Here is a 20,031-nt window from a genome sequence, read left to right as displayed (position 1 = left end):
CAGGTCCCGCGGCCTCGCGGGCATGGGCTGCGCTAGCGGTCCGACGAGAACAGCCGGAACACCGCGATCCCGATGCCCAGGACCACGAGGCCCACCGCGACGTGGAAGAGCCCGATGGGGCCCACGCCGCCGATGGGGCCCACGCCGACGCGCTGGCCGCCGAAGAGCAGCGAGGCGGCCGCGAGATCGAGGACGGTGATGACGACGCCCGCGCCGGCGAGCCGCACCGGCAAGGCGAACATCGCCATGAGCTCCCCGGTGCTCAGGCTGGGGCGCGCGGGCGCGCGCTCCGTCATCGGGGGCGGCATCCTCGACGGCGCGTAGGACGGCCGCGCGAAGGGCGCGGGCGCGGGAGGAGACCAGTCGAGCGCGAGCGGCACCACCGGCTCGGTGGGGAGGCTGTGCGGCGGCAAGCGGCCGCCGCCGCGCTCCGGCAGGTGGAGCTCCCGGGCCGTCGCCTCCGCGAACGCCGCCGGCGCCGCGAGGCTGGTGCCCTGGAGGAGATCCTGCGACCGCGTCGATCCCGGCGACGAGGGCGATGCGGGCAACACCGAGGAGCGGACGCGGGCGGCGGCCGGCGCGTGGCTCCGGCTGGGCACCGCGATCGGCGGAGCGCTCCGCGGCAGCCCGAGCGCCTGCTCGACGTCGTCCCAGAACGCCCCGATGTCCCGGAAGCGCTCGCGCGGATCGACGGCCAGCGCCCGCCGGAAGACGGCCTCCAGCGCGTCGGGCACGAAGATGCCCTCGCTCCTCGGCGTGGGGCGGCGCTTCTCGTCGAGCACCGTGCCCATCATCGCCACGTGATCCCCGCCGATGATCTCGCGGCCGGCGAGCGCCTCGACGACGGTCACGGCGAGCCCCCAGACGTCGGTCCAGGGGCCCGTCTTGCCGAAGCGCTTCGGCGCCCACTGCTCGGGCGCGCCGTAGGCGGGCGTGAACGCCGTCGAGAGGCCGCCCGACGTGGTGGCGGTCTGGCCGGCCATGACCGTCGCGGCGTCGCGGGCGCGGGCGATCCCGAAGTCGAGGATCTTGACGACCTCCGCGCCGTGGATCTGCGCGAGGAAGATGTTCGCCGGCTTGAGATCGCGGTGCACCACGCACGTGGGGCCGCTCGGCCCGGGGAAATGGTGCGCCGCCTCGAGCGCGCGCGCGACCGGCGCGAGCAGCCGGATCACCTCCCCCGGCGAGAGCTGCGGCGCGCCCACCGCCGCGCGGGTGGCGATGTGGCTCGCGAGCGTGCGGCCCTCGAGCCACTCCAGCGCGATGAACGGCACGAAGGCGCCGGTCGCGGCCGAGATCACGTCGTGGTGCAGCGGCCTGACGACGGCAGGGATCGCGGCCGACAGGCGGAACAGCAGCTCCGCTTCCTCGCGAAATTTTTCAAGAAACTGCACGCGCAGCGACTCGGGCAGCGTCGCCGGGACCTTGAGGCACTTCAGCGCGACCGGCGCTCGAAAAGCCTCGTGGTACGCCCGATAGACGACGCCGAACCCACCCTCGGCGACGACCCGCTCTACCTTGAACGCCCCCTGGGTCGTGCCGACGATCCCGAACACATCATCGGCCATCCGCCGGAGGGTACACGAGCCCGACGAGGCTTCGAAAGGGCGCGGATGACCGGGCGATGCACAGGCCGTGCTCGCACCGCCGCCCACCTCCCCCAGGCCCCGAGGCGCCGCCCCCCGCCCCGGCGCTGCCACACCCCGGCGCCACCGACCGTCCGCCCAGGCCACACTCGGTGGTCCGTTTTACGCCGCGTCGCGCTAGGCTGGCGCCCATGCCGCCGCGTCGCCGCGAGGTCGATCGACCTCTTCGCAAAGAAGTTCGCCTGCTTGGACGCCTGCTCGGGGAAGTGTTGATCGAGCAGGAGGGAGAAGAGCTCTTCGCCATCGAAGAGCACATCCGCACGCTCGCCATCCGCCGGCGGCGCGGCCCCAGCGACGGGCGCGCGCACGCGGCCGCGGAGCTCAGCAAGCTGCTCGCGGAGCTGCCCCACGATCGCCTCGAGCCCGTCATCCGCGCGTTCACCGTCTACTTCCGGCTCGTCAACCTCGCGGAGCAGCACCACCGCATCCGCCGCGCGCGCGCGTACGCGACGGATCCGGGCGCGCGGCCGCAGCGCGGCTCGATCGAGGCCGCGATGCACACGCTCAAGAAGGCCGGCGTGCCCGCGGAGCGCGTGCGCGCCGCGCTCAGGACGCTCGACGTGACGCTCACCCTCACCGCGCACCCGACCGAGGCCGCGCGGCGCACGGTGCTCGAGAAGCTCTACCGCATCGCGAAGAACCTCGAGGAGCGCGATCGCTGCCAGCTGACGCCCGACGAGTCGGCGCGCAAGCTGGCCGAGATCCGCGAGGAGATCACCGCGCTCTGGCAGACCGACGAGGTGCGCCGCGATCGCCCCACCGTCGGCGACGAGGTGAAGAACGTCGCCTGGTACATCGAGGAGATCCTCTGGGAGCTGCTCCCCGATCTGCCCACCGTGATCGGGCGCGCGTTCGAGGCCGCCTACGGCGAGCCGCTCGACGCGGAGATCGCGCCGCTCCGGATCCACTCGTGGGTCGGCGCCGACATGGACGGCAACCCGCTCGTCGTGCCCGCCGTGCTCGAGGACGCGCTGTTCGCCTACCGCATCCGCGGGCTGCGCCGGCTCGTCCGGGCGGTGCGCGACCTCGGCGGCGCGCTGTCGCAGTCGGTCCGGCACGTCACGCCGCCGCCCTGGCTGCTCGCCTCGATCGAGGAGGACGCCGCCGCGATGCCCGAGGTGGCCGCGCACTTCGGCCCGCGCACCGAGGGCGAGCCGTGGCGCCGCAAGCTGCACTTCATCGAGGCGCGCCTCACCGCCACGCTCGAGCACGCGGAGCACGGCCGCGCGGAGGCGCGCGCGCGCTCCGGGCAGGGCCCCGCGCGCGAGGGGCGCGCCTTCGTGCGGCCGGAGGAGCCGATGCTCGCGGTCCCCTACCGCGAGCCCGCGGAGCTCGAGCGCGACCTCGCGGTCGTCGCCGATAGCCTGCGCGCCGCGCGCTGCGCGAGCTCGGGCGAGCGGCGCGCCCGGGCGCTGCTCTCGCAGGTGCGCGCGCTCGGGTTCGCGCTCGCGGAGCTCGAGATGCGCGCGCCGGCCGAGGACGCGCGCGCCGCGGCGGCCAGCGTCGCGGCGGGCCGCGTCGAGCCGGCGCAGATGACGCCCGAGGCGCGCCGCGTGTTCGAGGCGCTCCAGCGCATCGCCGCGGCGCAGCGCGACGGCGGCGAGTCGTCCTGCCGCACCCTCGTGCTGTCGATGACCCACAGCGAGGACGACGTCCTCGCCGCGCTCGCGAGCGCGAAGGCCGCCGGGCTGTGGGACGAGGCGCGCTCGTGCGCGCGGATCGACGTCGTGCCGCTGTTCGAGTCGCTCGCCGCGCTGAACGACAGCGCGAGGATCCTGCGCGCGCTGCTCGCGCACCCCGAGTACCGGCCGCACGTCCTCGCCCGCGGCGTGCAGGAGGTGATGATCGGCTACAGCGACTCCGGCAAGGAGGTCGGCCTGCTCGCGGCGAGCGCGGCGCTCCGGCGCGTGCAGGAGACGCTGCCGAAGATCGCCGCGGAGGCGGAGCTGCCGCTCCGCGTCTTCCACGGCCGCGGCGAGTCGGTGGCGCGCGGCGGCGGACCGGCGCACCAGGCGCTGCTCGCCCTGCCGGCCGGCAGCGTCGGCGGCCGCTACAAGGCGACCGAGCAGGGAGAGGCGCTCGACCACAAGTACGCGCGCCCCGAGCTCGCGATGCGCACGCTGGAGATCATGCTGAGCGGCGTGCTCCTGCACACGCTGGGCGCGCAGCCGCGGCCGCCCACCGCGTCGGAGCTGCGCTACGCCGCGGCGTTCGACGAGCTCGCCGAGACCGGCCGGCGCGCCTACCGCGCGCTCGTCTGGGAGGAGCCCAAGTTCGTGGAGTTCTTCACGGCCGTGACCCCGATCGACGAGATCGCGCGCCTGCCGCTCGGCTCGCGCCCGAGCAAGCGGCGCGCGGGCGGCCTGGAGTCGCTGCGCGCGATCCCGTGGGTCTTCGCGTGGACGCAGAACCGGGCCATCCTCCCGGGGTGGTACGGCGTCGGCAGCGGCCTGGAGGCGATGGGCCAGCGCCCCGAGGGCGCGGAGCTGCTGAAGGAGATGATGGCGTCGTGGCCGTTCTTCCGGGCGGTCATCGACAACGTCGAGATGGTGCTCGCGAAGGCCGACATGACGATCTTCGCGGGCTACGCGGAGCTCGCGCCGGCCGCCGCGCGCAAGGCGGTCGCGCCGCGGATCATCGCGGAATACAGGCGGACGCGGTCGTGGCTCAAGCGGCTCACGGGCAACCGGCGGCTGCTCGAGGGCAACCCGACGCTCCAGCGGTCCATCTCGCTGCGCAATCCTTACGTCGACCCCCTTTCATTCCTGCAAGTCGAGCTCCTGCGGGCGAGCCGCGGCGGGGACTCGGGGCGCGATCGCTCGCTCCTGCTCACGCTGAACGGCATCGCCGCCGGCATGCGCAACACGGGGTGAAACACGGCGGAAACAGCGCGCCTTCGACGCCACGCGCTCGACGCCGCGCGGCGCTGTCGTCCAACGCCGGGCGTCGTCAAACAACGATCACGAACGTGTGACAATCGCTCAGCCAACCTCGTCGTCGCGTGGTAGAAGGCCGGCGCCATGACCAGCATCGTCGAGTTCGGACGTCCCGACACCCTCCCGGCATCGGACAAGCGCCTGCTGCTCGTCTTCGACGGCGGCAACGCCCCTGGCTACTCGTCGGTCGCCGTCGCGCTGACCGAGGAGGCGGCGCGGCGAGGCTACGAGGTGTGGGCCGCGACCGAGGGCTTCCGCTCCCTGACCGCGGACGCGCGCGCCCAGCCCCAGTTCGAGCGCCTCATCATGAGCCGCCGCCAGCGCTACGATCTGCTCGCGCAGGGCATCCCGGCGCGCTCGATGGGGCGGCGCGTGCTCGACGCGGGCAGCGACTTCCGCAGCGAGCGCTACTCCGGCTTCCTCGATCGCGAGAAGCGCAAGCAGGCCGCCGCGACCTTCAAGGCGCAGGGGTTCACGCACCTCATCTGCGTCGGCGGCAACGGCACGTTCGAGGGCATCAAGGCGTGGCTCGACGAGTTCGAGGTGCGCCCGCAGGCCGGCTTCGTGAACGTCTCCATCGACAACGATCTGGAGGGCGATCGCGCGATCGGCTTCCTGTCCGGCGTGGAGACGGGCGCGACCATCGCGCGCGGGCTCTACGAGGACGCCTATACGCACAAGCGCATCTACATCCTCGAGATGATGGGCAACCGCAGCGGGCGGCACGCGCTGCACTGCGCGGTGGCCGCCCGGGCGCACCTCATCGTGCTCCCCTTCTTCCGCTTCCCGCAGGACGTGCTGGGCGAGCTCGCCGACGGCCTCAAGGGCGCCGACTACGCGCTCGTGATCGTCGCCGAGGGCTACGAGGCCGAGCGCCGCCGCAAGGAGCACCCCGGCATGTCGGCGAGCGACTACCTGAAGATGCAGCTCGAGGGCGCGGGGCTCCGTGACTCGTCGGACAAGCGCGTGATCGCGGAGCCGTTCAGCCGGTACATCCGCGGGATCCGCCCCGCCTTCCTCGACGTCTCGGCCGCCTTCCTCAAGGGGTCGCTGCTGCTCGCGGCCTTCGACGAGGGGCGCACCGAGGTGATGCCGTACGTGCTCGCCGCGAACGACGTCGGCGTGCTCGACTTCGCCTCCATACGCCGCGAGGACGGCGTGGAGCGGGCGTTCCTGCCGCTGCTCGACCGGCTCGACCTGAAGCGCTTCAAGACCTGGATCCTCGACCACTTCATCAGCCTCGGGGCGGCCCGACCGAGCCGCGCTCCGTCGCAAATCGGATGAGCGCCGCGCCCGCGCGGGCCGGGTGAGCCCCGCGCGCCGGATCAGCGCGGCGCCCTCGCCGGCTCACGCGACCGCTCGGGTCAGCGCGCCCGCGAGGTGCTCGCGCGCCCAGTCCTCGAAGCGGTGCCACCCGACCTCCGGGTAGGCGGCGTGGAGCGCCCCGAGGTCCACGCCGTGACCTCCGCGCGCGAGCCAGCGGAACATGGCCGCGAGGTCCTCGCCGCGCGCGCGCACCTCGGCGAGCGGCACCTCGGCGTAGCGGATCTCCCGGCCGGCCACGCGGGAAAGCGCCGAGACGGCCTCGGCGCCGGTGAGCTCGTCGGACGCGAGCTCGATCCGGTGCCCGAGGAAGTCGCGCCGGCGCTCGAGCACGAGCGCCGCGAACCGCCCCACGTCGTCGGCCGCGATCTGCTGCAGCGGGCAGCCCGCCGGGAGCGGGGCGGCGTACACGCCGCGCCGGAGGCCGAGGAGCACCGCGGGCGTGAGCAGGTTCTCCATCAGGCACACCGGGGCGAGGATCGTGCAAGGTACGCCGAGCGCGGTGATGTGCCGCTCGACGGTCGCCTTGCTCTCGAAATGGGGGACGCCCGTGCCCCGGTCGGCGCTCGCGACCGAGGTGTAGACGAGGTGTGCGCCGCCCGCGGCCCTCGCGCCCTCGGCGGCGGCGAGGCCGAGCCGCAGCTCCGCCTCGACGGCGAGCCCGCCCTCGATCGGCGAGCCCATGGCGAAGACCGCGTCGACGCCGGCCGCCGCGCGCGCGATCGAGCGGGGCTCGTCGGCGCTGCCCTGGACGACCTCGACGCCGAGCTCGATGAGCCGCGCCGCGGCCGGATCGCCAGGCGTGGCGGAGAACGCCCGCACGCGGTGCCCGCGGGCGAGCAAGGCCCGCGCGACCGCCCCTCCCGGCGCCACCGCCGCCCCCGTCACGAGCGCCCGCATGGTCCGCGCTATGGAGATCGGCGGCGCGCTTCGTAAGTCCCAGGGTGGGCCGCGCGAGCGCCGCCGCCCGGCGCGCGAGCGAGCGAGGCGCCTGCTCGCCTGCGTGGCGTCACGCCGCGCGGCGCGCCGCCGCGCTCGCCTGCGCGGTCAGGGCTGGCCGCTGATGACGTTCGCGATGGTGTAGGCGATCGCGGCGAGGGCGGCCGAGGCGGGGATCGTGAAGATCCAGGCCCAGACGATGCGCCCGGCGACGCCCCAGCGGACCGCGGAGATGCGCCCGCTCGTGGCGCCGACCCCGACAATCGCGCCCGTGATCGTGTGGGTCGTGCTCACGGGGATGCCGAGCGCCGTGGCGCTGAACAGCGTCGCCGCGCCGGCCGTCTCGGCCGCGAAGCCGCCCACCGGCTTCAGCTTCGTGATCTTCATGCCCATGGTCTTCACGATGCGCCAGCCGCCGGAGAGCGTGCCGAGGCCCATCGCCGCGTGGCAGAGGAGCACGACCCAGAGCATCGGCTTCGGGTCCTTGCCGCCCTCCTGGAGGCCCGCGGAGATGAGGAGCGCCGTGATGATGCCCATCGTCTTCTGGGCGTCGTTGCCGCCGTGCCCGAGCGAGTAGGCGGCGGCGGAGAGCAGCTGCAGCCGCCGGAACCGGGAGCTCACCTTCCCGGTCGTCCAGCCCCGCGCGAGCCGCCGGATGGCGTGCATGAGCGAGAACCCGATGATCGCGCCGAGCAAGGGCGACACCAGGATGAACGCCGCCGTCTTGCCGAAGACCGTCGCGTCGAGCACCGACAGCCGCCCCGCGCTCTTCACCGCGGCCCCGGCGAACGCGCCCATGAGCGCGTGCGACGACGACGACGGCAGCCCCCACCACCACGTGAGCAGGTTCCAGATGATCGCGCCGAGCAGGCCGCCCAGGATGACGTTCGGCGTGATGAACCCCGGCTCGACGCCCTTCGCGATGTTCCGCGCCACCGTGGGCTCGAACAGCGCGAACGCGATGAAGTTGAAGGCGGCGGCCCAGAGCACCGCGGTGCGCGGCGACAGGACGCGCGTCGAGACGACCGTGGCGATCGAGTTCGCGGCGTCGTGAAAGCCGTTGATGTAATCAAACGCCAGCGCGATGACGAGGATGGCGAGGATGTAGGTCGTCATGCGTGCTCGAGCACGATGCCCTCGATGATGTTCGCGACGTCCTCGCAGCGGTCGGTCGCGTGCTCCAAGAGGTCATAGATGTCGCGCCACTTCATCACGAGGAGCGGGTCGTTCCCCTTCTTGAAGAGCGCCGCCAACCCGTTGCGGTAGTGCGCGTCCGCCGCGTTCTCGATCTTGTTGATCTCGACGCAGAGCTCGAGGAGGTGCGGCTGCTTCTTGAGGTCCCTGAGCGACTGGATGGCCGAGCTCATGACCGTGCACGCGTCGACGACGTCCTGCGCGAGCAGGCGCGCGTCCGGCAGGATGCTGCTGATCTCGAAGAGCACGATCCTCACGCTCGCCGCCTCGATGCAGTCGAGCACGTCGTCGAGGCGGGTGATGAGCGCGTGGATCTCCTCGCGATCGAGCGGGGTGATCCACGTCTGGTGGAGGGCGGCCAGGCACTCGTGGGTGATCCTGTCGGCCTCGTCCTCGAGGTCGGAGATCCGCTGCACCAGGGCCGGGGCTTCGTCGAGCCGGTCGAGCATCTCCAGGAGGAGCTCGCTCGCTGCGACGCTCTGCCGCGCATGGTTGGCCAGCGCGTCGAAGAAGACTGCGTCACGGGTCAATCCCATGGGGCCGGGCGTTTACCTGTCTCACCGCATCACGTCAACGAGTCGTCATGGAACGGACAAAACCAGGTAATATAAGGTCCTTCGCCCGCGTCGCGCGCGGCGTGGGCTCGGCACGCTGGTGACATGGGTATACGAAGCAAGCTCATCGCGTTCGCGGTGGGGATCGCGATCCTCGCGGCGTTGGTGTTCGACGGCTATGTCCTGAAGACGCTCGGGGCAGAGCTCTCGGCGTACACGGAGGACGACCTGGCGACGCGGACGGCGCTCGTCACCGAGGTCGCCACGAGATCAGGAGACCTCGCGGCCGAGGCGCCCGCCCTCGCGACGGCGCTGTCGAAGACCGCGGGAGCGCGCGTCACGCTCATCGATCCGCAGGGCGCGGTGCGGGGCGACTCGTCGGTCGCGCCGGAGGGGCTCGGCCAGCTCGACACGCACGCGACGCGCGACGAGGTCGCCGACGCGCGGCACCAGGGCACGGGGCGCAGCGAGCGCGTGAGCAAGACGACGCGGATGCGGATGCTCTACGCTGCGCAGCGGCTCGATCGCCCGGACGGGCCGTGGGTGGTCCGGGTCGCGTTCGAGCCGGTCGCGATCGACCGCAGCCTGTCCGCCGCCCGCACGCGCGTGGTGGAGGGCACCCTCCTGGCCCTCGCGCTCGCCGTCGCCGCGGCGCTCGCCGGGGCGCGCGCCCTCTCCGGGCGGCTCGTCTACCTGACGGGCGTCGCGCGGGAGATGCGGGCCGACCTGGGCCGGCGCGCGCGCATGCAGGGGCACGACGAGATCGCCACGCTGGGCGGCGCGCTGGACGACCTCGCCGAGAGCCTGGAGGTGTCGCGGCGCGAGCTCGGGGGCGAGGGAGAGCGCTTCGGCGCGGTGCTCGAGTCGATGCGCGAGGGCGTGCTCGTCACGGACGAGAAGGGCGACATCACGCTGGTCAACCCGGCGCTCTCGCAGCTGCTCGGCATCCGCAGGGACCCGGTCGGCCGCCCGCCGCTCGAGGTGCTGCGTTCGTCGAGCCTGCACGAGCTGATCGAGGAGGTCGCGCTCGCGCGCGCGGCGGCGACGCGCGAGATCGAGATCGCGCCCGCGTCGCCAGGCGTGGCCGGGCCTCCGGGGCGCCGGATCCTGCTCGTGAACGCCGCGCCGCTCGCGCTGCCGGCGCAGAGCCGCGGGGCGACGGGGGTCGTCGCCGTCTTCTTCGACGTGACGGAGCTCCGGCGCATCGAGGGCCTGCAGCGCAACTTCATCGCCAACGCGTCGCACGAGCTGCGCACGCCGGTCGCGTCGATCCGCGCGAGCAGCGAGACGCTGCTCGGCGGGGCGCTCGACGACCCGGAGGCGGCGCGCGATTTCGTCGAGGTGATCGACCGGAACGCGACCCGGCTGCACCGGCTCGTGGACGATCTGCTCGATCTGTCGCGCATCGAGGGCGGCGAGCGGCCGCTCTCGCCGGGCACGCTCGACCTCTCGGCGCAGGCCGAGGCGGCGGTGGCGCTCCTGCGCGGGCGCGCCATGGAGCGGGACACCGACGTGAAGATCGACGTGGCGCCGGGCACGCTCGTCGCGGCGGATCCGCGCGCGCTGGACCAGATCTTGACCAACCTCGTCGACAACGCGATCCATCACACGCCGAACGGCTCGCACGTGGTGGTGCGCGCGCGGGCCGCGAACGCGCGCGTCGTCCTGGAGGTCGAGGACGACGGTCCGGGCATCCCTGCGGTGCACCAGGCCCGCGTCTTCGATCGGTTCTACCGGGTGGATCCGGGCCGCTCTCGCGCGTCGGGCGGCACCGGGCTCGGCCTGTCCATCGCGAAGCACCTCGTCGAGGCGATGAGCGGCGACATCACGGTGACGACCGGCGCGGCCGGCGGCGCGCTCTTCCGGATCACGCTGCCGACCGGCGCCCAGAAGAAGTAGCAAGCAGGCTCGGCGGCGCTGGCCGGCCTCGCCGAGGGGGAGCGGGCGCTACGGCGCGCAGGCGGTGCGGCAGGAGTCGAACGAGCTCTGGCACGCCGCCGGATCGGCGAGCGCGGGCAGGCCGCCGTCCGCGGGGAACTTCGGCGTCAGGCAGGTCTGGAGGATCGACTGGCACTTCGCGGCGCACTCCGCGAGCTTGGTCGAGAGCGCCCCCGCGTCGGCCGTGGTGGTGGCGCCCCCGTCCTTCGGCGCGCCCGCGTCCACCGGCGCGCCCGCGTTCGGCTTCGGGGTCGCCGGGACGGCCGGGGTCGGGGCGGCCGTCGTGGTCGCTGGCGCGGCCGGGGTCGGCGTCGCCGCCGGCACCGTCCCGGTCGCTGCGGGCGGCGGCGCCGTCGCGGTCGGCGCTGTGGCTGTGACGGCGCCCGGCGCCGGGGCGACCTCCTCCGGCTCGTCGCTGGATTTGCATGCCGCGATCAGCAGCGCTGGCGAGGCGATCATCACGGCGAAGGCGGCGAGGAGCTTGTGAGCGCGCATCGGTGCTTCATGCTGCGCCTCCGCCGGGAACGCAACCCTTGCGCGCGCGGCCCGCGAGGCGCCGTGACGATGCGTGGCCCGCGAGGAGAGGCCGCGCGCGGGCAGGCGGAGAGGTCTCCGGCGGGAGGCTCGCTCTCCGCAGGAGGGCTATTCCGTCCTGAAGATCACGTGGAAGCCATAGCGGGTCTCCACGACGTCGCTGAGCTGCTGGATATCGAGCTCGAACGCCGCATCGGCGAAGGGCGGCAGGACGTCGGCGCGCTCCACGGTGCCGAGCGAGCCGCCGCGCGACGCCGCGCCGGCCTCCTCGCTGTACTGCGCCACCACCTCGCCGAAGTCGGCGCCGCCGCGGATCTCGTCGCGCGCCGCCATCGCGCGCAGGCACGCCGCCTCCCGTGTGCGCGTCGTGCCCTCGGCGCGATCGGCGCCGGCATAGCGGACGAGGATGTGCTTCACGCCGATCCGCGGCGGCTCGTCGGGGCGAGCCTGCCGCGGTGCGCTGGCGGCCGCGAGGCACGCCGCGGCGCTCGAGGCGCTCTCCTCGGCAGGGGCGGCGCTGTGCGGAGGGGCGTGCGCCGCCGCCTGAGGCGCGCTGCACGCGGCGGCGAGCGCCGCGCCGAAGACGGTGAGGAAGCCGAGAGGAGCGGATCGCTCGATCGGGCGCATCGACCGCGGAGCATATCCAGGCGTTCACGAGATCGGAACACTGGGTTTGCATCGCGCGTCGCATCGCTGGTAAGAAGGCAGCATGCAGCGCCTCCTCCTCTCGGCGGCCCTGGGTGCCGCGATGATCGCCGGTTGCAGCACTCAGTTCCGAGACAAACGCACGCCTTCCGGCGAGTTCTGCAGCGACATGCACGTCATTCCGGCGGGCCAGCTGCCCGATCGCGAGTACCATCGCCTTCAGCCGATCGCGAGCGATCCGACGGCCCGCACGGAGGCGGAGCGCCTCGAGTCGCTCCGCAAGGCCGCGTGCGGCGTCGGCGGCGACGCGGTCATCGAGGCGGTCAACGAGGAGATCCGCACCGAGGACGGCCGCTATGCCAGCGTCGCGAGCGGGACGGCGGTGATCTGGGTCCGCCGCACCGAGGGAGAGGCGAAGCCGTTGACGTTGCACCCGGCGGCGCCGCCCGCCGACTCGGCGGCGCCCGTCGAGCCGGAGGCGCCGCCGGCGGACCAGTCTGCTGCTCCTCCGGCTGCATCCGACGAGCCGTACGAGGACTCGCCCGCTCCTGCGACCTCGGCCAAGCCAGGCAAGCCGGGGGCGAAGCCCGCGTCGCCCACCCCGCTGGCGTCGGCCAAGCCGGCCTCCTCTGCCCCGCCGTCGTCGCTCCCCCCGTCGTCGTCGGCCAAGCCCGCCACGTCGTCGGCGCCCGTGAAGCCCGCGCCGAAGAAGTAAGCGCAACAGAAGACGTCGGCGTCGCGCGGTTCCTACCGCTGTGACGCTGACGTCCGGCTGTTCTCTCCTCCCCTGAAACGCCCGGAGCTCGGCCGCCTCGAGTTACGCCTGCGCTTCTCGGATGCGGGCTCGATCGCCATCGAGCCCCCTTCCGTCCATCTCCGCAGGCCCGAGGATCGACGCCCTCCTAGCGAGTCCCCCCGCCTCCGGGAGCAGGCGGCTGGCTCGACGAGGACGGCGCCGGTGCCGGCGGCGCGGGCGCGGGCGCAGGGGTACCGGATCGCGGCAGCACACCCGTGTTGCTCGGGAGGCCGCCCGCGTTGCCGCGGTTCGGCAGGGGTGCCGCGCCGCCGGGCGCCCCGCCCGCCGGCGGAAGCGAAGATCCGCCGCTCGGCAGCACGTTCGACTTGAGGACCCCCTGCCCCGGCAGCGTCCCCTGACTGGGCAGCGTGCCCTGGGTCTTCTGCGGCAGCACCCCGCCGGACGGCAGGAGCTGCTCGCCCCCCTCGGGCGCGCCGGTGAGCGGCTTCGCCCCCGCGGCGCCGTAGCGGAGGATGCGGAAGACGACGCGCCGGTTCTTCGACGTCATGAACTGGCAGTCGGGCGACAGCTGATCGTCGGGCCCCTGGCAGCCGGTGTCGTCGTAGATCGGCTGCGTGTGCCCGTAGCCGACCGCCTGCAGCCGCGCGGATTCGACGCCCTTCGCGATGAGGTACGCCATGACGCTCGCCACGCGGCGCTGGGACAGCGCCATGTTGTACAGGTCGGTCGCGCGCACGTCGGTGTGGCCCTCGATCCGCACCTCGCGGATGTCGGGGTTGTCGATCAGCACCTGCGCGACCGCTTCGAGCGTCGAGTTCGAGTCCTCGAGGATGATGTCCTTGTCGGTCGCGAAGTGGACCTGCTCGGTGATCACGATCTCGTCGCCACGGATGAAGGCGAGCGGACAGCCGTCCTTCCCGTGCGGGCCGGCGGGCTTGTCGGGGCACCTGTCGTCGCGATCGAAGATGCCGTCACCGTCGGTGTCCAGGTCCGGACAGCCGAAGTTCTCGGGGCTCCCGGGCACGTCGGGGCAGCGGTCCGCGGCGCCGATGAGGCCGTCGCGATCCGGATCGTCTTTGTCGCGCTGCTGCAGGCGGTTGATCTCCTCCTGCTCCTGCGAGGTCTTCGGCTGCCACGTGATGACGTTGAAGAAGCGGATCGAGGGCGCGCCGAAGCCGCACGCCGCGCCGAAGCTCCCGCCGAAGGTGATCGTGATGCCGTGCTTGGTCTGCCAGCGCAGCCCGAGGAGCGCCTCCGCGGGGATCTGCCCCGGGTCGTCGGGGTAGCTCGTGAGCGAGGGGTACCCGTACACCTCGCCGATGACCGACAGGCCCCAGCTCTGGACGACGTACTGCTCGGCCGCCACGCCGAACTGCGCCATATCGCCGACGCGCACGCCCGCGAACTGGTTGTCGGGCCGCAGCCAGATGCCAGCGTTCGCGGCGAGGAGCAGCCCGAAGTTGAACCGGTAGTCGCCGATGAGCGTCGCGCCGCCGCTCAGCGCGCCGTCGCTGGTGAACGCGTTCTGGTCGCCCGTGGGGAAGTTGAGGTTGCCCGCGATGGCCATCCCGAACCCCTCCTTGACCTGCTCCTTCCGGTTCAGGTACGGGAGCGAGATCTTCGTGGACAGGCGGAGATCGCCCACGGACGAGCTCTTGACCGACCCCTCGGTGCCGAAGCGGCGGAGGTTGCCGCCCTCCTGGAAGAGGACGAGCGGCATGGCCATCGTGACGTCGAACACGTCGAAGAAGCCGATGCCCGCGAGCAAGGCGAGCTCGAGCCGCCCGGAGATGGCGTCGACGGCCTGCCTCGTGTCGTCGCCCGCGACGAGCAGCACGAGCGGGTCGGCCGCGATGTCGCTGTAAAGGCCGACGGTCGGCGAGAGGTTCCCGATGACCTCGGACTTCTGGACCATCACGAGATCGCGCGGGGCCGCTGCCGGGCGGAAGACCTGGGCATCGAAGCGCCCCTCCTCGGCGAGCGCGGGGCGCCCGGCGAGGAGCGCGGACAGCGCGAGGAGCGGGGCGAGGAGTGGACGCGTTCTCACGAGGCACCTCCGCTGCGCCGGCGGCGCTTTCGCTCGAGCAGGGCCAGCGCCGCGAGGGCGACGAGCCCGGCGGCCCGCGGATCGGCGCCCTTCTGGCCGACGACCGAGACGCTGCAGATCTCGGCGAGGGTGCCGCCGCACGCGACGTTGTCGGGCATCGGGCCGAGCGCGCACTCCTTGGCGTCCGCCTCGTCGGTCCAGCGGCAGTGCTCGTTGCCGAGGCAGTCGAGGTTCGTCTTGCAGGAGATGTCGCAGGTGTTCGTCGCGAGGTCGCACGTGTTGCCGCACGGGCACTGCGTGTCGGCGTAGCACTCGACGCACCTCTCGCCGTCGCAGTACGGGGTGTCCTCGCCGCAGGTCGCCATGCACCCCGGCGGGTCGCACTCGTGGGTCTCGCGGTTGCAGGTCGTGCCGGCGCACTGCTCGTCCGACGTGCAGCGCACGCACGCCGCGAGCTGGGAGAACTGGCCGAAGCAGAACGGCGTGTCGCCGCCGCAGCTGTCGCAGCGCGGCCCGCAGCGCCGGTCCTTGACGCACTCCTTGCACTCACCGCTCAGGCAGTACTGCCCCGCGGCGCAATCCATGTCGTTGCGGCACGCGGCGCACGCCGTCCCGACGGGCCCGGGGAGGCAGAACGGCACAGGGGGCGACTGCGGGTCGCTCGGGTCCTCGGGGTGCATGCAGTCGACGCAGCCCTCGCCGCAGCAGTTGGGCAGCGCGTTCGTCGGGAGCGGCCTGTCCACGCAGTGGCCCGTGGGCACGTGGCACACCTTGCCGTCGGGGCACTGCTCGTCGGTGAGGCACTCGACGCACATCGGGCTGCCGCCCGGCTCGACGGCGGCGCAGTCCATCTGCGTGCCGTTGATGCCGTTCGGACAGCAGTTGCACGAGTTGCCGGCGCACCGGTCGGAGGTGTCACACAGGACGCACGTGTGATCGACGCAGATCTTGTCGCGCGGGCAGTCCGGGTCCTCCTCGCACTCGTACTCCTCCTTGCACTCGTGCGTCTCGGGGTCGCAGACGAAGCCGCCCTGGCAGTCGGCGCTGGTGCGGCACTCGGCGCACTGAGCCCTGCCCTCCAGGTTGATGCAGAACAGCGTGTCGCCCGTGCAGGCCGAGCACGATTCGCCGCAGAATCGTGCCGTGTCACACGGGGCGCACAGTGCCGCCTCGTTGCAGTAGTAGCTTCCAGGACAGCCGTTGGTCCCGGCCTGGCCGGCGAACTGGCGATTGCACTGCTGGCACTGGTCGAGATCGGGGAACGACGGCGACCCGCTCATCGTCTGGAAGAACTGCGCGGGTTGGAAGATGGAATAGCCAGCCGCCTTGAGGCTCTCGCTGCCCCCTACCCGCGCGCCGAGCTCGAAGTCCTCGAACTCGCCGACGAAGTAGGACATCTCGAGCGCCGCGTGCTCGGCGATTTCGACGTAGAGGATCTCGAGCGGGTACAGGCCTGCCTTCACGAAGATGACGGTGTTCGTGAGGCGCCATGTCGGAAGGCCGAGCCGCGCCGGACGGACCATGACGGGCTTCACGCCGTTGGACTTGTCCCAGAAGGTGAGGCTCACCGCATCGTCGGCGTAGAAACCGATATGAACGGGTCGACCCGCCATCTCCTCGGGGACGAGCAAGAACCCGCGGAGCCTGGAGCCGAACGGCTGGCTGGTGCCGTGGCTGTTCCAGGGGAAGTCGCACCCGCCCTCCTGGCACGTCGGCGACATCAGTCCGGTGAAGTCGCCGTAGCTCAGCGGGCCTTCTTCGATCGGGTCCTGGTCATCATCAAGGTCGCTGTTGTTGTTGCTGAGATCCAGGACGGTCCGAACGACGTATTCGCGATACTCTGCCTCGACATCGCCGATCTTGCTGGTGATGAACGCATTGACCTTGTCATTGTAGGCCAGGCGCTCGCCAGGGTCGTTAGGGTCGATGAGGGGCACGTAGAAATCCCTATCCACGTTGTCGGACAGGGCCGATGCGGCGCAGAGGCCGGTCCCCTCGACCTCCGGTAACGTGCCGATGGTGGGCTCATAGAGGGTGACCGGGCCGAATGGCTGCGATTGTGCGCGCGCCGGCGCCGGCAGCAGCCCGAGCAGGGCCGTGGCGACTAGAGCAGCTCGTCGAATGCGCATGGCTCGCTCGCGGGTCCTTTGCATCGCTCGCGGGTCCTCAGCACCCGAGCTCCGGAAGTACGAGCTCCAGGCTAGCCGCTCCGCGCCGTGATCTGCAAGAGGAAGGCTGCGAAAGCCCGCTCTGCATGTAGGCGACGGTCCTCTACTACCACCCCTACCGTCCCATGGTCCGATGCTGTCATGCGCACGGGACGGCTGGCAAACCGCGCGGGCGATCGGCCGCACACGCCTGGAGCGGATGGTCGGGTGACGGGAACGGCACGAGGTCGACACCTGCGCGCGACCTTCGGCTCCCCAGAGCCGATGACGCGCCCGAGGCCCTCGCGCGATCTTGCTGCGTTGCGGCAAGATCGCGCGGAAAGATTGCTGACCGGGGCCCCCGCAGATCAGGGCACGGCCCGCTCGCGATCCTGGACGAAGCAGCATAAAAGGCTCGCTCCATGACCACGACCTCGGGCCTCGGTATCGTCACAGGCGCCTCGTCCGGCATCGGCGCGGAGATCGCCCGGCAGCTCTCGGCGCGCGGGCAGCCGGTGCTCGCCATCGGCAGGCGGGCGCACCGTCTGGAGGAGCTCTCCGCAAGGGCGAGCGCCGCCGGGCACGCGCCCATCCACCCTCTGGAGCTCGATATCACCGGCGAGGGCGCTGCCCTCCGCGTGCGGGATCGGGCGCGCGAGCTGGGCGGCGCGGCCTGGCTCGTCAACAACGCGGGAACGACGCGGTTCGGGCCATTTCTGGACGGCGATCCCGCGGCGCTGGCGATGCTGGTGCGGCTCAACTGCGAGAGCGTCGTGGCGCTCTGCGCGGCGGTCGTCCCCGACCTGGTGGCCCGCGGCGGAGGGCGCGTGCTCAACGTCGCGTCGCTCGCCGCGTTCCAGCCGACCCCGGGACATGCGGTGTATGGAGCGACCAAGGCGTTCGTGCTCTCGCTGTCCGAGAGCCTGGCCGTCGAGCTCGACGGGACCGGCGTCACGGTGACGGCCCTGTGCCCGGGGCCGGTGACCACCGAGATCTTCGACGCGGGCGCGCCCGGCGTGCCGCGCAGGAAGATGCCGTTCGAGCTCACCGCCGAGGACTGCGCGGCCTACGGCATCGCGGCGGCGGATCGGGGCGACGTGGTCGCCGTCCCGACCGCGCTGAGCAAGGCGACGGCCCAGCTCTCCCGCTTCCTCCCTCGCGCGGCGATTCGCCGGCTCTCATCGCGGATCGGGCTCTCGGTCCTCGGCTACGGCGCCCCGACGCGAGGCGTCCGAGGCTAGCGAGCGAGCGAGCGCGCGCCCCGCCCCGTGGCGCTCGATCCGGTGACGGGGCGCCGGCGGCTCTGTCGCTGTGATAGCCTCTGTTCCGGCGCCCGCGTGGCCGCTTCCGCAGGAGCGCTCGAGCGAGAAGAACGTCTCATGCAAGCACAAGCTTATGTCCTTGGTTCCGTCGTCGGCCTGACCGTGTGCGCCAGCGGGTGCGCGGCGCTGCTCGGCCTCGATACGTTCGTCGATCAGTCGGCGGACAGCGCGGGCGCTGGAGGCGCTGGAGGCGCGGGAGGCGCCGGCAGTGCTGGGGGCGCTGGGGACGAGGGTGAGCCCACGGCCTGCACACCGGACACGTCGGAAGCGTGCTACATGGGGCCGCCGATCACCCGGAACAAGGGGGTATGCCGGGGAGGGATGCGCACATGTGACACCGACGGGACCTGGGGCGTATGCGAGGGAGAGATCGTGCCCGCGGTGGAGCGCTGCGACGCGGCGGACGACGAGAACTGTGACGGCCTGGAGTGCGTCGTCTGGACGACCGCGTACAAGCAGACGGGCGACATCTACTTGATGGACACCGCAGGTGATGCCGAAGGGAACGTGTTCGCCAGCGGCGCGTTCATGAACACCATCACGATCGGCGACGATACACTCTCTTCCTCCAGCACCACCGATGTGCTGCTCCTCAAGCTGAACCCGGCAGGAGAGCCCCTGTGGGCCAAGAATTTCGGCGACTACTTGACGGACGAGCCGAGCGTGCTCGTCGTCGACTCCAAGGGCAACCCGATCCTGGTCGGCACCAGCAGCGGCGGCATCGATTTCGGCAATGGCCAGCTTCCGGCGGGAACATTTATCGCGAAGCTCGATGCATCGGGCAAACCAGTCTGGAGCAAGGGCCTTCCAGGCGGTGGAATCCACGCCATCGCGATCGACGCAAACGATCGCATCATCGTCGCGGGAACGTTCAGTCGGCCGATCGAGCTGGGCGGCGGGCCGATCCAGCCCGGCGACGACTCGGACGTCTTCGTGGCCAAGCTCGACGGTGCCACAGGGCTCGTGACCGCGCCGGGCTGCTGGGCGCGCACGTTCGTTGGCGATAACGCGACCATGCGCATCATCGACATTGCGGTCGACCGCTCGAACAACATCTTCATCGCCGGCTCGACGCTCGAAACCGCTGAGCTCGATCGGTTCACGATTGACAAAGGCAGCTTCGTCATGAAGACGACGCCGTCCGGAGCACCGGCCTGGATCAGGACGATGTACGCGCTCGATCCGCTCCCGGCAAGCGTAGATGTCATGGGCATCACCGTGGATCCCTTGGGAAGGCCCGTGTTGGGCGGGTATCACAGCGGCGATGTGAAGATAGGTTCATTCACGATAACGTCGGTCGGCCAAGACGTCTTCGTGGTGCAGTTCGAGGCCAACGGTGCGGCGGGATGGGTACGTACCTTCGGCGGTGCAAAGGACCAGTGGGCCAGCGACATAGCGATGGATCCCTTCGGCAACGCCGTCATCGTCGGGAACGCCACGGGCCAGATCGACTTCGGCAACGGCCCGATCGCGCTGGAGGATCGCTCCGGCTTTGTCGCCAAGATCGGCCCCGACGCGGAGCTCGTATGGAAACGCCTCTTGGGCAAGGACACCGTCGGTTACGCCGTCGCCGTCACGCCGGACGGCGAGACGCTCGTTGCGGGCTGGACGAGAGCAAACGCCGCGGATTGGGGCGCGGGTCCTATCCCCGGCCTTGGAGACAACGACCGCCAACACCTCATCGTCGGCAAGCTCGGCCGATAGGGCCGCCGTCGCCCCGGCTGCCTGGCCTCAGCGCAGCGCCGGCGGCCCCGAGCCTCCAGCGTAGCGAAATGCCCCACTGTGACGCGAGCGTTGCCGTTCCCCGACGCCGAGCGAGCGAGGTCCTCGCCCTCCAGCCCGAGAATCCGCCCCCTCGAGGTGGCACCCACGTTGCTTTGCTCACCGAGCACCCCGACACGGGGCCGGAGGTCATTCGATGAGCAAGATTCTGCGTGGGATCGCGGCGGGCTACGGCGCGAAGAAGCTCGGCGGCGGGTGCTTCAGCACCCTCCTCATCTTCGTCCTGCTCTGGTGGGCGCTCGGCCACTTCGGCATCTTCCGCTGAGC

Annotated in this window: 15 protein-coding genes; 7 read left to right on the top strand and 8 right to left on the bottom strand. The window is 71.9% G+C overall.

From position 1 onward, the window contains the following. Nucleotides 1–32 precede the first annotated feature (32 nt). Nucleotides 33–1,568: a serine/threonine-protein kinase gene (locus tag WMF27_RS17145; protein WP_437767806.1), complete on the bottom strand. Its 1,536-nt coding sequence runs from the start codon at nucleotides 1,566–1,568 to the stop codon at nucleotides 33–35. A 209-nt stretch (nucleotides 1,569–1,777) separates the two neighbouring features. Here WMF27_RS17145 and WMF27_RS17140 point away from each other — a divergent pair, with 209 nt between their 5' ends. Further along, complete coding sequence (locus tag WMF27_RS17140) at nucleotides 1,778–4,519, top strand: phosphoenolpyruvate carboxylase (RefSeq protein WP_437767807.1); 2,742 nt, start codon at nucleotides 1,778–1,780, stop codon at nucleotides 4,517–4,519. Between the two features lie 147 nt (nucleotides 4,520–4,666). After that, nucleotides 4,667–5,866, top strand: coding sequence for a 6-phosphofructokinase (locus WMF27_RS17135; protein WP_437767808.1), 1,200 nt, complete (start codon nucleotides 4,667–4,669; stop codon nucleotides 5,864–5,866). 63 nt (nucleotides 5,867–5,929) lie between these two features. On the opposite strand, the gene WMF27_RS17130 is transcribed toward WMF27_RS17135, so the two are convergent. The 3 genes from WMF27_RS17130 to WMF27_RS17120 all read right to left on the bottom strand — a co-directional run bounded on the left by WMF27_RS17130 (nucleotide 5,930) and on the right by WMF27_RS17120 (nucleotide 8,574). Then, a complete protein-coding gene (locus WMF27_RS17130; RefSeq protein ID WP_437767809.1) occupies nucleotides 5,930–6,805 on the bottom strand; it encodes an NmrA family NAD(P)-binding protein in 876 nt (291 codons plus the stop codon). 147 nt (nucleotides 6,806–6,952) lie between these two features. Then, the gene (locus tag WMF27_RS17125; RefSeq protein WP_437767810.1) at nucleotides 6,953–7,960 is read right to left on the bottom strand and encodes an anion permease; all 1,008 of its coding nucleotides are present in this window, start codon (nucleotides 7,958–7,960) and stop codon (nucleotides 6,953–6,955) included. Next, a complete protein-coding gene (locus tag WMF27_RS17120) occupies nucleotides 7,957–8,574 on the bottom strand; it encodes a DUF47 domain-containing protein (RefSeq protein ID WP_437767811.1) in 618 nt (205 codons plus the stop codon). The genes WMF27_RS17125 and WMF27_RS17120 overlap by 4 nt, the downstream gene beginning before the upstream one ends. A 123-nt stretch (nucleotides 8,575–8,697) precedes the next feature. Between WMF27_RS17120 and WMF27_RS17115 the strand changes: the two genes are divergently transcribed. Then, nucleotides 8,698–10,491 (top strand): ATP-binding protein, encoded by a 1,794-nt coding sequence (locus tag WMF27_RS17115; protein ID WP_437767812.1) that lies wholly within the window; start codon nucleotides 8,698–8,700, stop codon nucleotides 10,489–10,491. 48 nt (nucleotides 10,492–10,539) lie between these two features. Here the strand turns inward: WMF27_RS17115 and WMF27_RS17110 are convergent, their stop codons facing one another. After that, nucleotides 10,540–11,025: a hypothetical protein gene (locus WMF27_RS17110; RefSeq protein WP_437767813.1), complete on the bottom strand. Its 486-nt coding sequence runs from the start codon at nucleotides 11,023–11,025 to the stop codon at nucleotides 10,540–10,542. Nucleotides 11,026–11,172: 147 nt separating this feature from the next. Further along, entirely contained in the window at nucleotides 11,173–11,691 is a 519-nt protein-coding gene (locus WMF27_RS17105) for a peptidylprolyl isomerase (RefSeq protein ID WP_437767814.1), read from the bottom strand. A gap of 82 nt (nucleotides 11,692–11,773) precedes the next feature. On the opposite strand from WMF27_RS17105, the gene WMF27_RS17100 reads away from it, so the two are divergent. Further along, nucleotides 11,774–12,424, top strand: coding sequence for a hypothetical protein (locus WMF27_RS17100; RefSeq protein ID WP_437767815.1), 651 nt, complete (start codon nucleotides 11,774–11,776; stop codon nucleotides 12,422–12,424). Between the two features lie 187 nt (nucleotides 12,425–12,611). Here WMF27_RS17100 and WMF27_RS17095 read toward each other — a convergent pair whose 3' ends face one another. Together WMF27_RS17095 and traA are read right to left on the bottom strand one after the other, a co-directional pair. After that, nucleotides 12,612–14,513: an OmpA family protein gene (locus tag WMF27_RS17095; protein WP_437767816.1), complete on the bottom strand. Its 1,902-nt coding sequence runs from the start codon at nucleotides 14,511–14,513 to the stop codon at nucleotides 12,612–12,614. Next, entirely contained in the window at nucleotides 14,510–16,642 is a 2,133-nt protein-coding gene (gene traA / locus WMF27_RS17090; RefSeq protein ID WP_437767817.1) for an outer membrane exchange protein TraA family protein, read from the bottom strand. The genes WMF27_RS17095 and traA overlap by 4 nt, the downstream gene beginning before the upstream one ends. A 440-nt stretch (nucleotides 16,643–17,082) precedes the next feature. Between traA and WMF27_RS17085 the strand changes: the two genes are divergently transcribed. From WMF27_RS17085 to WMF27_RS17075, 3 genes are all read left to right on the top strand, one after another. Beyond that, nucleotides 17,083–17,901, top strand: coding sequence for an SDR family NAD(P)-dependent oxidoreductase (locus WMF27_RS17085; RefSeq protein ID WP_437767818.1), 819 nt, complete (start codon nucleotides 17,083–17,085; stop codon nucleotides 17,899–17,901). 138 nt (nucleotides 17,902–18,039) lie between these two features. Beyond that, complete coding sequence (locus WMF27_RS17080) at nucleotides 18,040–19,686, top strand: SBBP repeat-containing protein (protein WP_437944294.1); 1,647 nt, start codon at nucleotides 18,040–18,042, stop codon at nucleotides 19,684–19,686. A 214-nt stretch (nucleotides 19,687–19,900) separates the two neighbouring features. Beyond that, nucleotides 19,901–20,029 carry a hypothetical protein gene (locus WMF27_RS17075; RefSeq protein ID WP_044965146.1) on the top strand — a complete coding sequence of 43 codons (129 nt, stop codon included), beginning with the start codon at nucleotides 19,901–19,903 and terminating at the stop codon, nucleotides 20,027–20,029. Nucleotides 20,030–20,031: the final 2 nt, after the last annotated feature.

Origin of the sequence: Sorangium sp. So ce281, assembly GCF_051527395.1 — a bacterium.
GTDB lineage: Bacteria > Myxococcota_A > Polyangia > Polyangiales > Polyangiaceae > Sorangium > Sorangium cellulosum_B.
Note: the sequence above shows the minus strand (reverse complement) of the source record. Positions and strands in the feature narration are given on the sequence as shown.

Coding starts and splice junctions, on each gene's coding strand:
- WMF27_RS17130 (WP_437767809.1), bottom strand. CDS start 6,805: ATGCGGGCGCTCGTGACGGGGGCGGCGGTGGCGCCGGGAGGGGCGGTC.
- WMF27_RS17110 (WP_437767813.1), bottom strand. CDS start 11,025: ATGCGCGCTCACAAGCTCCTCGCCGCCTTCGCCGTGATGATCGCCTCG.
- traA (WP_437767817.1), bottom strand. CDS start 16,642: ATGCGCATTCGACGAGCTGCTCTAGTCGCCACGGCCCTGCTCGGGCTG.
- WMF27_RS17140 (WP_437767807.1), top strand. CDS start 1,778: ATGCCGCCGCGTCGCCGCGAGGTCGATCGACCTCTTCGCAAAGAAGTT.
- WMF27_RS17085 (WP_437767818.1), top strand. CDS start 17,083: ATGACCACGACCTCGGGCCTCGGTATCGTCACAGGCGCCTCGTCCGGC.
- WMF27_RS17115 (WP_437767812.1), top strand. CDS start 8,698: ATGGGTATACGAAGCAAGCTCATCGCGTTCGCGGTGGGGATCGCGATC.
- WMF27_RS17145 (WP_437767806.1), bottom strand. CDS start 1,568: ATGGCCGATGATGTGTTCGGGATCGTCGGCACGACCCAGGGGGCGTTC.
- WMF27_RS17100 (WP_437767815.1), top strand. CDS start 11,774: ATGCAGCGCCTCCTCCTCTCGGCGGCCCTGGGTGCCGCGATGATCGCC.
- WMF27_RS17120 (WP_437767811.1), bottom strand. CDS start 8,574: ATGGGATTGACCCGTGACGCAGTCTTCTTCGACGCGCTGGCCAACCAT.
- WMF27_RS17080 (WP_437944294.1), top strand. CDS start 18,040: ATGCAAGCACAAGCTTATGTCCTTGGTTCCGTCGTCGGCCTGACCGTG.
- WMF27_RS17105 (WP_437767814.1), bottom strand. CDS start 11,691: ATGCGCCCGATCGAGCGATCCGCTCCTCTCGGCTTCCTCACCGTCTTC.
- WMF27_RS17135 (WP_437767808.1), top strand. CDS start 4,667: ATGACCAGCATCGTCGAGTTCGGACGTCCCGACACCCTCCCGGCATCG.
- WMF27_RS17075 (WP_044965146.1), top strand. CDS start 19,901: ATGAGCAAGATTCTGCGTGGGATCGCGGCGGGCTACGGCGCGAAGAAG.
- WMF27_RS17125 (WP_437767810.1), bottom strand. CDS start 7,960: ATGACGACCTACATCCTCGCCATCCTCGTCATCGCGCTGGCGTTTGAT.